The sequence below is a fragment of the Nocardiopsis sp. L17-MgMaSL7 genome, from assembly GCF_003182025.1.
Lineage (GTDB): Bacteria > Actinomycetota > Actinomycetes > Streptosporangiales > Streptosporangiaceae > Nocardiopsis > Nocardiopsis prasina.
This window is the reverse complement of sequence record NZ_QGTF01000006.1, coordinates 1-12,507: the sequence shown is the minus strand read 5'-3', so window position 1 is coordinate 12,507 and position 12,507 is coordinate 1. Positions and strand designations below refer to the sequence as shown.

At 71.5% G+C, this 12,507-nt stretch carries 10 protein-coding genes; 6 read left to right on the top strand and 4 right to left on the bottom strand.

The window, feature by feature from the left end:
• Positions 1-121: 121 nt before the first annotated feature.
• Together BDW27_RS11795 and BDW27_RS11790 are read right to left on the bottom strand one after the other, a co-directional pair.
• A complete protein-coding gene (locus BDW27_RS11795; protein ID WP_110049333.1) occupies positions 122-817 on the bottom strand; it encodes a response regulator transcription factor in 696 nt (231 codons plus the stop codon).
• The gene (locus BDW27_RS11790; RefSeq protein WP_110049332.1) at positions 814-2,037 is read right to left on the bottom strand and encodes a sensor histidine kinase; all 1,224 of its coding nucleotides are present in this window, start codon (positions 2,035-2,037) and stop codon (positions 814-816) included. Before BDW27_RS11790 ends, BDW27_RS11795 begins: the two co-directional genes overlap by 4 nt.
• 147 nt (positions 2,038-2,184) lie before the next feature.
• Here BDW27_RS11790 and galE point away from each other — a divergent pair, with 147 nt between their 5' ends.
• Complete coding sequence (gene galE, locus BDW27_RS11785) at positions 2,185-3,198, top strand: UDP-glucose 4-epimerase GalE (RefSeq protein WP_017542267.1); 1,014 nt, start codon at positions 2,185-2,187, stop codon at positions 3,196-3,198.
• Between the two features lie 128 nt (positions 3,199-3,326).
• A complete protein-coding gene (gene guaA, locus BDW27_RS11780; RefSeq protein ID WP_017542266.1) occupies positions 3,327-4,907 on the top strand; it encodes a glutamine-hydrolyzing GMP synthase in 1,581 nt (526 codons plus the stop codon).
• 84 nt (positions 4,908-4,991) lie between these two features.
• On the opposite strand, the gene BDW27_RS11775 is transcribed toward guaA, so the two are convergent.
• On the bottom strand, positions 4,992-6,863 hold the full coding sequence (locus BDW27_RS11775; RefSeq protein WP_110049331.1) for a serine/threonine-protein kinase: 1,872 nt from the start codon (positions 6,861-6,863) through the stop codon (positions 4,992-4,994).
• 259 nt (positions 6,864-7,122) lie between these two features.
• On the opposite strand from BDW27_RS11775, the gene BDW27_RS11770 reads away from it, so the two are divergent.
• From BDW27_RS11770 to BDW27_RS11760, 3 genes are all read left to right on the top strand, one after another.
• Entirely contained in the window at positions 7,123-8,073 is a 951-nt protein-coding gene (locus BDW27_RS11770; RefSeq protein WP_083927416.1) for a 4-(cytidine 5'-diphospho)-2-C-methyl-D-erythritol kinase, read from the top strand.
• Between the two features lie 82 nt (positions 8,074-8,155).
• Complete coding sequence (locus BDW27_RS11765; RefSeq protein ID WP_110049330.1) at positions 8,156-8,866, top strand: thiamine pyrophosphate-dependent enzyme; 711 nt, start codon at positions 8,156-8,158, stop codon at positions 8,864-8,866.
• Positions 8,867-8,880: 14 nt separating this feature from the next.
• Positions 8,881-9,780, top strand: a complete 900-nt coding sequence (locus BDW27_RS11760) for a transketolase family protein (RefSeq protein ID WP_110049329.1) — start codon at positions 8,881-8,883, stop codon at positions 9,778-9,780.
• A gap of 57 nt (positions 9,781-9,837) precedes the next feature.
• On the opposite strand, the gene BDW27_RS11755 is transcribed toward BDW27_RS11760, so the two are convergent.
• Positions 9,838-10,347 (bottom strand): hypothetical protein, encoded by a 510-nt coding sequence (locus tag BDW27_RS11755; protein WP_017542261.1) that lies wholly within the window; start codon positions 10,345-10,347, stop codon positions 9,838-9,840.
• A 198-nt stretch (positions 10,348-10,545) separates the two neighbouring features.
• On the opposite strand from BDW27_RS11755, the gene BDW27_RS11750 reads away from it, so the two are divergent.
• Positions 10,546-12,324 carry an ABC-F family ATP-binding cassette domain-containing protein gene (locus BDW27_RS11750; protein ID WP_110049328.1) on the top strand — a complete coding sequence of 593 codons (1,779 nt, stop codon included), beginning with the start codon at positions 10,546-10,548 and terminating at the stop codon, positions 12,322-12,324.
• Positions 12,325-12,507 lie beyond the last annotated feature (183 nt).

The window sequence follows — 12,507 nt, the reverse complement described above, 5'->3', positions numbered from 1 at the left end:
GCCTCCTTCCACCGAGGAGACTCCCTCGCCGGGCCCGTGCGGCGCATCGGACCTCGGTACCGGAAACCGCCCCGTCCCACGGTAGGAGGCGGCGGGCCCACCGGCCCGGAACGAGCCCCGCTCAGGCGCCCCGCAGCAGGTCCTCCCGGCCGACGAGCCCGGTCCGGAAGGCGAACAGCACCGCCTGGACCCGGTCCCGCGCGCCGGTCTTGGCCAGGACGCTGCCCACGTGCGTCTTGACCGTGGGCATGGACAGCACCAGGAGTTCGCAGATCTCCGTGTTCGTGTGCCCGCGCGCCACCGCCGTGAGGACCTCCCGTTCCCGGGGGGTCAGGGACTCCAGCGCCCGTAGGGAGGCCCGGGAGAGAGCCACCGAGGGGCCCGGAGGCCCGCCCAGCAGCGGGCGCACGTGCCCGATCAGCCGCCTCGTCGAACTCGCCGAGATCACGGAGTCGCCCCGGTGCACGGTGCGCAGCGCGGCCAACAGCTCCTCGGGGGGTGTGTTCTTGAGCAGGAATCCGGCGGCGCCCGCCTCGATCCCCTCGATCACATACTCGTCGGTGTCGAAGGTGGTGAGTACGACGATCCGGCACTTCGCGCCCGCGTCCACCAGGGCCCGGGTGGCGGTCAGGCCGTCCGTCCCCGGCATCTGGACGTCCATGAGCAGCAGGTCCACCGGATCGGAACGCTGCCGACCGACCGCCTCGGCCCCGTCAGCCGCCTCCCACCGCACGGCCATGTCGGGCTGGGAGTCGATGACCATCGCCACGCCCGCGGTGAAGAGCCGCTGGTCGTCCGCGAGCCCCACCCGGATCAAGCCTGCTCCCAGGGGACCACGGCCCGCATCCGCCACGTCCCGGACGCCGGGTCCACCCCCGCCTCCAGGCTGCCGCCGTGCAGTGCCACCCTCTCCCGCATCCCGACCAGACCGTGCCCGTGGGGACGTTCGCCGGGCCCGGGCGGAACGGTGCCGAGCGGGTTGGCCACGCTGACGGCGATCCTCCCCGGCGTCCGGACCAGGCCGACCCGTACGGCCACCGGCCCCGCGTGCTTGAGGACGTTGGCCAGCGATTCCTGCAGCAGCCGGTAGACCGTCAGCGAGACACTCGCGGGCGGGTCCTGCGCGTCGTCCCCCGGCCCGTCTCCCTCCCGGACCAGACGCACGCGCAGTCCCGCCTCCCGGTACTCGTCCACCAGTGGGACGAGCGCTTCGAGGCCGGGCGCGGGGCGGGGCGGGCGCGGGTCGTCCTCACGCAGTACCCCGAGGAGCCGGTGGACTTCACGGGAGGACTCGCGCCCCACCCGGCCGATCGTCGTCAATGCCGCCACCGCCCGTTCCGGTGCCGTGCTCGCCGCGTAGCGACCGCCGTCGGCCTGGGCGACGATGACGTTCAGCGAGTGCGCCAGGACGTCGTGCATCTCCCGGGCGATACGGGCGCGCTCGTCCAGCGCGGCCAGCCTCAGTTCCTGTTCGCGCTTGGTCTCCAGGAGCAGGGCGTGTTCCCTCAGACGGTCGACCTCCTCCCGGTTGTGCCGACGTACCGCACCGAGCAGCGCGAACATCAGCAGGGTCGTCCACCCGAACAGCAGGGACGCGACCCGAACGCCGAGATCCTCCGTGAAGACCGTGTGTGGAACGAACAGCACGGCGCCCGCCGTGCCCGTGAGCAGGGCCGCCAGGACGAGGCGGCGTCCGGCCGGGGCGAGCTCCGTCTGGGAGGTGTAGGAGGTGACCAGCGCACAGACCACCGACAGGGTGGTGAACTGGCCCATCCACCACACCTGGACGGCCAACAGGACCGCCAGGACCGCCATCGAGGGGAGCGGTCGCGCGCGGCGTGCTCCCAACGCCGCGCAGCACCCCGCGGCCAGGGCCAGGTGGACGGCGGTGTCGAAGGCCGAAGCGTTCGGGAACGGCCAGGTCGCGACCGTCAGGACGAACCAGAGCAGGGCCCAGGACAGGTCCGTCGTGAGCGGGTGTTCACGGGCCCAGGACCTCAGGCGGCCCGGTGCCGGGCGCGGGGGCGGAAGGGGCATGGGGCCACACGCTACCCAGCCCCGGGCCCCGCGTCCTCATACCGGGGTACGAACCCGGGTGACGGATCGTGGCGTGGACAACCCGATCGGGGCCCGGGCGGCCCATATCCTGGGATGGCCAGCACCGCCCATCCCAGGGAAGCGATGATGAACGTACTGCTCACCGGTGGCGCCGGGTACATCGGCACCCACACCGCGGTCGAACTCCTCCAGGCGGGGCACGGTGTCGTCGTCGTCGACTCCCTCGTCAACAGCCATGAGGAGGCCCTCCGGCGGGTCGAGCGGATCACCGGTCGCGAGGTCGCCTTTCACCGGGTCGACTGCACCGACGCCGAGGCGATGCGCGGCGTCTTCGAGCGGCACGACATCGACGCCGTCATCCACCTGGCCGGGTTCAAGGCCGTGGGCGAGTCCGTCGAGCAGCCCCTGCGCTACTACCGCAACAACCTCGACGCGCTGCTGACCCTCTGCGAGACCATGGACGGGGCCGGGGTGCGCGACCTCGTCCTCAGCTCCTCCGCCACCGTCTACGGCGACCCGAGGCGCGTACCCATCGTCGAGGACGCCGAGCTGTCGACCACCAACCCGTACGGCAACACCAAGCTGTTCGCCGAACGCATCCTGGACGACCTCGCGACCGCAGACCCGAGCTGGCGGATCATCTCCCTGCGCTACTTCAACCCGATCGGCGCCCACCCCAGCGGCCTGATCGGCGAGGACCCCCAGGGCGTCCCCAACAACCTCTTCCCCTACATCGCCCAGGTCGCGGCAGGACGCCGCGAGCGGCTGAGCGTGTACGGCGACGACTACGACACCCCGGACGGCACCGGGGTACGCGACTACCTGCACGTGGTGGACCTGGCCAACGGGCACTTGGCCGCGGTGGACCACCTCGCCGACGCCCCCGGCCACCGCGTCTACAACCTCGGCACCGGACAGGGCACCTCGGTGATGGAGGGCCTGCGCGCCTTCGAGCGCGCCACCGGATCGGCCCTGCCCTACACGGTCACCGCCCGTCGCCCCGGCGACATCGCCGTCTGCTACGCCGACCCCTCGGCCGCCTCCCGCGAGCTGGGCTGGAAGGCGGAGCTGACGGTGGACGACGCCTGCCGCGACGCCTGGCGCTGGCAGTCCGGGAACCCCGGAGGCTTCGCGGGTTGAACGCTCCGGACACCTGGTCCGGACACCCGGTCCGCGTGCCGGGCGGCACACCCACCGATGCGTCCCGACCACGGCCAACGCCCTAGACTGGACGGACATCCACATTTTTCTGCGGAAGGTCCTCCGTCGTGTCCGTTGGTGCTGACAGCACGTTCGACACCGTCCTCGTCGTCGACTTCGGTGCGCAGTACGCGCAGCTGATCGCCCGACGGGTCCGGGAATGCCACGTGCACAGCGAGATCGTGCCCTCGACCATGCCCGTCGAGGAGATGCTCGCCAAGAAACCCAAGGCCATCATCCTCTCCGGCGGCCCCTCCTCGGTGTACGCCGAGGGCGCCCCGAGCGTGGGCGCCGAGCTGTTCGAGACCGGGGTCGCGACCTTCGGTATCTGCTACGGCTTCCAGGCCATGACGCGCGCTCTGGGCGGGGTCGTGGACCGGACCGACCTGAGCGAGTTCGGCCGCACCGCACTGACCGCCAACTCCGACTCCGTGCTGTTCGAGGGCCTGCCCGAGGACCTGAGCGTGTGGATGTCGCACGGCGACTCCGTGGTCCAGGCCCCGTCCGGGTTCAAGAGCACCGCCAGCACCGCGGGCGCCCCCGTGGCCGCCTTCGAGGACACCGAGCGCCGCCTGTTCGGCGTCCAGTTCCACCCCGAGGTCATGCACACCGAGCACGGCCAGGACCTGCTGCGCCGCTTCCTCTACGAGGGCGCGGGCTGCCGCCCCACCTGGACGATGGTCAACATCGTCGAGGAGCAGCTGGAGCGCATCCGTGAGCAGATCGGCGACAAGCGCGTGATCTGCGCGCTCAGCGGCGGCGTCGACTCCGCCGTGGCCGGTGCCCTGGTGCAGCGCGCCGTGGGCGACCAGCTCACCTGCGTGTTCGTGGACCACGGACTGCTCCGCAAGGGCGAGGCCGACCAGGTCGAGAAGGACTTCGTCGCGATCACCGGCGCCAAGCTCAAGGTGGTCGACGCCGAGGAGCAGTTCCTGTCGGAGCTGGCCGGGGTCACCGACCCCGAGGAGAAGCGCAAGATCATCGGCCGCGAGTTCATCCGCGTCTTCGAGCAGGCGGCCCGCGAGGTCGTCGCCGAGAGCGGCGAGGACGACGCCGAGGTCGAGTTCCTCGTGCAGGGCACCCTGTACCCGGACGTCGTGGAATCCGGCGGCGGCACCGGCACCGCGAACATCAAGTCGCACCACAACGTGGGCGGACTGCCCGACGACCTCCAGTTCACCCTGGTGGAGCCGCTGCGCGAGCTGTTCAAGGACGAGGTGCGCAAGGTCGGCGAGGAGCTGGGCCTGCCGCCCGAGATGGTGTGGCGCCAGCCCTTCCCGGGCCCGGGCCTCGCCATCCGGATCATCGGCGAGGTGAACCGGGAGCGCCTGGAGATCCTGCGCGAGGCCGACGCGATCGCCCGCGAGGAGCTCTCCCGCGCCGGACTGGACCGCGACATCTGGCAGTGCCCCGTCGTACTGCTCGCCGACGTCCGCTCGGTGGGTGTCCAGGGCGACGGCCGCACCTACGGCCACCCCGTCGTGCTCCGCCCGGTCAGCAGCGAGGACGCGATGACGGCCGACTGGTCGCGCGTGCCCTACGACGTGCTCGCCCGCATCTCCAACCGCATCACCAACGAGGTGCGCGAGATCAACCGGGTGACGCTGGACGTGACCAGCAAGCCCCCGGGCACCATCGAGTGGGAGTAGCCGCGCGGCGCTCCACCTGACGTGATCGGGCCCGGCACACACGGTGTGCCGGGCCCGATGGTCGTCTGCGGTGACGCGGCGGGGTCAGTCCTGGCTGACGAACACGTTGATGGCGGTGTCCTCGGCGCCCTGGGCGTGCGTGAGGAGCAGGACGGAGGGTTCCTCGCCCGACCTCACGCTGAACACCAGCTCGCCGCCGGCCTCCGCACCCGGGGACACGGGCTCCCAGAGGGAACCCTTCTTCTCCTCGGAGGTGGGAGTCTCGGCGGTGATCCACCGGTTGCTGTCGGTGATCAGTCGCTGCTCGGCCGAGCTGAACACGATCTCGTCGCTCCCGAGGTTCTCCATGGCGAGGTCGGCCACGCAGTACACGCCGCCCTCGATGCTGGAACGCCCCGGGATCGAGTCGAGGCAGCGGAGTTCGACGCTGTACCGGACCGTGCCGTCCTCGGACACCGCGTTGCCGTCGGTGTTGGTGGGCTCGGGCACGTCCGGGTCCATGTTGCCGAGGCCGTCGTCGGGCACGTCGGGTTCCGGGGCGGAGTCGTCCGGCCCCTGGTTGGCGGGCGGCGGGGACCCCTGTTCGTCCGCGCCGTCGGGTCTGTTGAGGATCACCACGGCCACGATCACGAGCAGCAGCGCCAGGCCGATACCGGCGGCGAGCAGTCCCCAGAACAGGCCGCCCCTCCTGCCGGGCGCGGCGGGCTGGTGCGGGGGCGGCGGAACCGGAGGCACGTACGGCTGGGGACCCCGCTGCTGCTCGGCAGGCGGCGGCACCATGGGGATGGGGCCGGTGGCGGCGGGGTGCTGCGCCGGGGGAGGACCCGCCGGGGCGGGCCGTTGCTGGTTGTGGGGGACCGGGGGAGGAGGCCCGGCCGGGTGACCGGCCACGGGGTGTCCCGGGGGCGGCCCGTGCTGCTGGGACCGGGTGAAGTTGCCGGTCTGGTGCGCGGGCGGCGGCATCTGCGGCGGGGCCTGCTGGTAGTGGCCGGGCACCGGGTGGCGCATGCCCGCCATGGTGTGGTGCGCCGGATGCGGCATCCCCGGCGGCATCGGGGGCAGGTTGGGCCGCCAGGACTGGTGCAGGGCGTGCGACACCATGTCGTTGGGGTTGCTGGTGTCCTCGCCGCCCGCGAGCTCCAGCAGAAGGTCCTGGGCGGTGGGGCGGCGGCCCGGCTCCTTGGCCAGGGCGCGGGTCACCAGGCGGTCCAGCGGACTGTCCAGGTTGCCGATCTGCGGCTCCGCGAACAACACCCGCTTGCCCAGCGTCATCGCGTCGCCGTTGCCGAAGGGGTGCGTGCCGTTGCCCGCGAACGCCACCAGACAGCCCCAGGCGAAGATGTCCGCCGAGGTGGTGACCTTCTCCTCCAACAGCTGTTCGGGAGCCATCCAGCCGGGGCTGCCCATGACGATGCCGGTCTGCGTGTGGTTGGTCGCGGTGTTCATGGCCCGCGCGATGCCGAAGTCGATCACCCGGGGACCGGAGAGCGACAGCAGGACGTTGGCGGGCTTGAGGTCGCGGTGGACCAGCCCGGTGCGGTGGATGGCGGCGAGCGCCGCGGCCACACCGAGCGCGAAGCCGTGCAGGGTGGAGGAGTCCAGCGGCCCGTGCTCCGCGATGTGCTCGGCCAGCGCCGTGCCCGCGATGTACTCGGTGACCATGTAGGGGCGGTTCTCGAACGTCCCGTGGTCGAGCACCTTGGCGGTGCAGAAGGAGGCGACCTTGCGGGCGTTCTCCATCTCGTCGCGGAAGCGCGCCCGGGTCTGCTCGTCGAAGGCGAGCTCCGGACGGATGACCTTGATGGCTACCTGGTTGTTCTTCTCCGGCGTACTGCCCAGGTAGACGGTTCCCATGCCGCCACTACCCAGCTTCCCGGACAGCACGTAGGGACCGATGGTGGCCGGATCTCCGGCGGCCAGCGGTTCCAGGTTCTTCGGGAGCCCATCCGACGGCAAGCGACCCTCCCCGACGGTGTCCAAACCCCGCCTTGCCCCAAGGTAGCGGTGTTTGTGCCCTGATTCCCACTCACGGACCGGATTGGGTCGTTCGGGGGTTGGGCGGTAACTGACATGACAGTGGTGACGAACCCTGGATCGAGTGGCCCCGCCCTCCTGGACGCGGGTGTCCGCGCCGGTGGGAGGCGGTGAACACGGCGCACCCCGTGGAGGGGTCTGTGTTCACGCAAGGTGGGGGTTCCTTTACGATTGGGGACTCGTGACCGTTGATACCACCGTAACCGTGCGGGTCCCCGCGAAGGTGAACCTCCAGTTGGCGGTGGGGCCCAGACGCGAGGACGGTTTCCACGCCCTCGTGAACGTGTTCCACGCCGTCTCGCTGTTCGATGAGGTTACCGTCAAGGCGGCGTCTCCGCGTCGGCCGCGTGCCCTCACCGCGTTGACCGCCACCGGACAGTCCGAGTCCCACCTGGCCCGGGTGCCGCTGGACGAGAGCAACCTCGCGGCCCGCGCAGCGATCCTGCTGGCCGAGGAGACGGGTGCGGGCTTCCCCGTCGACATCCACCTCGACAAGCGCATCCCCGTGGCGGGCGGCATGGCGGGGGGCAGTGCGGACGCCGCCGCGGCCCTGGTCGCCTGCGACCGCCTGTGGGGCTGTGACCTGTCCCGGGAGCGACTCCTCGACCTCGCCGCCCGGCTCGGCAGCGACGTGGCCTTCGGGTTGGTCGGCGACACGGCGGTGGGGACCGGACGCGGTGAGGTCCTCGAACCCATGGCCAGCCCCGGTCGGTACCGCTGGGTGTTCGCGCTCTCCCCGCGCGGCCTGTCCACCGCCGAGGTGTTCGGTGAGTACGACCGCCTGCGCCCCGACGCCCCCGAGCCGCGCCCGGACGCCGCTCTGGAGAAGGCCCTGGCCAGCGGTGACGCCGTGGCCCTCGGCGCTTCCCTGAGCAACGACCTCCAGCCCGCCGCGCTCTCGCTGCTGCCGGAGCTGCGCCGGACCCTGGACGCGGGCCGCTCGGCCGGAGCGCTCGGTGCCCTGGTGTCGGGTTCGGGCCCCACGTGCGCCTTCCTGGTCGGGGGTGGGGGAGAGGACCGGGCCGCCGTCGCGGAGCGGGAGGCCGGGGTGGTGGCCGCCCTGCGGTCCACGGGTCTGTGCGAGCAGGTCATCGCGGCGGACGGCGACGTACCCGGAACCACCATCGTGTGACGTAAATCACTGAGTTGAGTGTCGTGATTCGGCGGACCTCGACCATTGACCTCAACCATGGTTGAGGAAGAACACTGGGCGCATGACGACGCCAGCCACCTTCTCCAGGTACGCCGACCTCCCGGCGCTGATCGGGCTCATGGAGGGTGACGAGAAGCACAACGCCGCCGCTCACTCCACCCTCGACGTTCTCTGGGTCCTCTACGACCGGGTCCTCGACGTCTCACCCACGACCGCCGAGGACCCGGCCCGGGACCGCTTCCTCCTCTCGAAGGGGCACGGCCCGGCCGCCTTCTACGCCGTGCTCGCCGCCAAGGGCTTCCTCGACGTGCCCACCCTGCGCGGCTGGACCTCCTTCGGCTCCCCGCTGGGCCACCACCCGGACCGTGTCCTGGTCCCCGGCGCGGAGATCGGCAGCGGCTCCCTCGGTCACGGCCTCCCGCTCGGCCTGGGCACCGCCCTCGGTCTGCGCGCCCAGGAAGTACGCCGCGCGGACGGCACCGAACCCCGAGTGGTGGTGCTGGTCGGCGACGGTGAACTCGACGAAGGCAGCAACCACGAGGCCATCGCCGCCGCCGCGCGCCTGGGCGCCGACAACCTGACCGTCGTGGTCATCGACAACGCCTCCGCCACCCACGGCTGGCCCGGCGGTGTCGGACGCAGGTTCGAGGTCGAGGGATGGGAGACCCGCGAGGTCGCGGGCCGCGACCACGACGCCCTCCACGACGCCTTCGCCCGCCCCGGCTCCGGACGGCCGCTGGCCGTCGTCGCCCGCGTCCGCAACGGAAACTGAAAGCGAGCCCGGACATGCGTGACACCTTCGCCGCCGCCACCCACGAGGCCCTCGACCGCGACCCCCGGACCGCGCTGGTCCTCGCCGCCATCTCCGCGGGCATGTTCCGCCGCGCCGCCGCCCGTCACCCCGGCCGGGTGATCGACCTCGGCATCCGCGAACAGGCGATGATCGGCGTCGCGGGAGGCCTGGCGCTCACCGGCATGCGCCCGATCGTGCACAGCTACGCGCCCTTCCTGGTCGAACGCCCCTTCGAGCAGCTCAAGATCTCCCTCGCTCACCAGGGCGTCGGAGCCGTTCTGGTGAGCATCGGCGCCTCCCACGACACCTCGGCCGAGGGCCGCACCCACCAGGCACCCGGGGACGTGGCGCTCCTGGACACGCTCCCCGGCTGGACCGTGCACGTGCCCGGGCACCCCGACGAGGCGCGGACCATGATGGAGCGGGCGGTGCCCGGCGACGACCTCGTCTACCTGCGCCTGTCCACCCACAGCAACAGGGTGGCCCTGCCCGTCGGACCCCGCCTCAACGTGGTGCGCACCGGTTCGTCCCGCTCCGCCGGGGTGGTGGTGGCGGTCGGACCGATGCTGGACCGGGTGCTGGAGGCCACCGCGGACCTCGATGTCACCGTGGCCCACACCTCCACCGTCCGTCCCTTCGACCACGAGGGGCTCAGCACTCTCGCCGGTGCTGCGGGCAACGCCGATGTGCTGATCGTGGAGCCCTACCTGAAGGGCACCTCGGCGCACGAGGTGGCCGAGGCCCTGGCCGACCGCCGCCACCGCCAGCTCTCCCTGGGCGTGTCACGCCGCAGCGAGGTGCGCGCCTACGGCACGGCCGCCGACCACGACCGCGTCCACGGTCTGGACGTCGAGGGAATCGCCAAGTCCGCCCGGGACTTCTTCCTGGTGTAGGGACCTTCCAGAGCCCGCCCGGGGCCTCGCGTGGTGCGGCCCCGGGCGTTCCCCCTCCTAGCAGCCGTACGTTCTGCCGTCCGCCGCCTTGCCCCAGTTGCAGCTGCTGATCGTGCCAGCGGCCTTGTTGTCGTCCTTGCTGCCCGGCTTCTTCAGCCGCAGGTCCGGGCTGCGCCCGGTGCCGTCGTTGGGCAGGACGTGGCGCGCGTAGCCCCGGTAGACGTGGTGCGTGCCCTTGGCGTCCCGGTGGTTCTTTCCAGTGCCGGTGTGCACGTGGACCACGCCCCCCGCCGGGAGGTTGTACGCGGGCAGGGCGCGGCCGTAGGTGTTCGAGGTGATGTCCGGGACGTGGCCCCTCAGGTTGACGGTCTTCTTCGTCACGTTCTTCACGACGAAGTACTCGCCGTTGAGGTTGGTCTGCTTGTTGTTCTTGACGTCGGCCCCGGCGGCGTTGGGCCGCACGTGGGTGATCATCAGGGCGCCCGTGGTGGAGGCCGCGTGCGCCGGGACGGGCGCGAGGAGGGCGGCGAGGAGGGCGGCCGCGACGGCGGCACGGATGGAGCGCATGGGCTCCCCTTTCGGTACGCGTCCGTCCTGCGGTGCGAGCCTCCAGGGGGCGGCTCCCAAGCGGGGGACCGAGGACAGGGCAGAAGAGTAGCCCTTCCGTGCGGCGATCGGTGGCGAAATGAGCCGACAAGCGAAAAGTGTCGTTCCTGGCGGTCAGTCGGTCCGCGCACCTTCGCGGGGGCAGCACAATGGGAGGTGATGACGAATCTGGTCAACCTTCAGGACGTGTCCCTGGCCTACGGGCCGCTCGTGCTCCTCGACGAGGTCTCCCTCGGCGTGGACGAGGGCGAACGCATCGGGGTGGTGGGCCGCAACGGCGGCGGCAAGTCGACGATGATCTCCGTGCTCGCGGGGCGGACCGAACCCGACTCCGGGCGGGTCGTGCACAACCGCGGGCTTCGGGTCGGCTTCCTTCACCAGCGCGACGACTTCCCCGACAGCACCGTCGGCGAGTTCGTGCTGGGCGGCCGGGCCGAGCACGAGTGGGCGGGGGACGCCCGCATCCGCGACATCCTCCGGGGCCTGCTCGGCGGCTGGGACCTCAACGTGCCCATGTCCGGGCTGTCCGGCGGTGAGCGCCGCCGCTCCGGGCTGGCCCGCCTGCTGGTGGACGACCACGACCTCATCATCCTGGACGAGCCCACCAACCACCTCGACATCGAGGGCATCGCCTGGCTGGCCGAGCACCTGCGCGGTCGTCCGGAGTCGCTCGTGGTCGTCACACACGACCGGTGGTTCCTGGACGCCGTGACCACCCGCACCTGGGAGGTCGGGCGCGGCACCGTCGAGAGGTACGAGGGCGGGTACGCCGCCTACGTGCTGGCCAAGGCCGAGCGGGACCGCCAGGCCGCCGCCGAGGAGGACCGCCGCCAGAACCTCATGCGCAAGGAGCTCGCGTGGCTGCGCAGGGGAGCGCCCGCGCGCACCTCCAAGCCCAAGTTCCGCATCGAGGCGGCCAACCAGCTCATCGCGAACGAGCCGCCGCCCCGCGACTCCGTGGAGCTGGTCCGCTTCGCCAGCTCGCGCCTGGGCAAGACCGTCATCGACCTCAAGAAGGTCTCGGTCGCCGTCCCCGACCGCACCCTGCTGGACGAACTCACCTGGCAGCTGGGCCCCGGCGACCGGGTGGGCCTGGTCGGCGTGAACGGCGCGGGCAAGTCGACCCTGCTGAAGATCCTCGCCGAGGAGCGCGAGCCCGACTCCGGGACGGTGCGCACCGGCCGGACCGTCAAGCTGGCGCACCTGTCCCAGAACGTCGTGGAGCTCGACCCCACCGCCCGCCCGCTCCAGGCCGTCATGGACGTGCGCGAACACATCACCATCGGCAAGCGGGACTACACCGCCAGCCAGATGCTGGAGAAGTTCGGCTTCCGGGGCGAGCGCCAGTGGACGCCGATCGGCGACCTGTCCGGCGGTGAGAAGCGCCGCCTCCAGCTGTTGCGCCTGCTCATGGACGAGCCCAACGTGCTGCTGCTGGACGAGCCCACCAACGACCTCGACATCGAGACCCTGACCGAGCTGGAGGACCTCCTCGACGGCTGGCCGGGGTCCCTCGTGCTGGTCAGTCACGACCGCTACTTCCTGGAGCGGATCACCGACCGCGTGCTCGCCCTGATGGGCGACGGCAGCCTCGCCTTCCTGCCCGGAGGGGTGGACGAGTACCTGGAGCGCCGGGAGGCCAGCGCCGACGAGGTCACCGTGCCCCTGGGCGCCTCCGAGACCGCCGCCGTGCAGACACCCGTCACCCCCGCCGTGTCCCAGGCGGAGCGCCGCGCCGCCCAGAAGGAGATGCAGCGCGTCGAACGGCGGATGGACAAGATCGCCAGGCGCGAGGAACAGCTCCACGAGCAGATGGCGGCCGCAGCGGAGGACTACACCAAGCTCGCCGAACTCGACGCCGAGGCCAGGACCCTCGCTTCAGAGAAGGAGGAGCTGGAGATGGTGTGGCTGGAGCAGGCCGAGCTGGTCGGCGACTGAAGCAGCAGCCCGACAGCTGCGTGACGACCAGCAGCCCGACAGCTGCGTGACGACCAGCAGCCCGACAGCTGCGTGACGACCAGCGGCCCCTAGATCGTTGATGGGAAAATGTGCCCTGGTCAGTGGTCGTAAGCGATCAACGACCGCTTGACCGGGGCACCGATCATCCAGTTGTGCCAGATC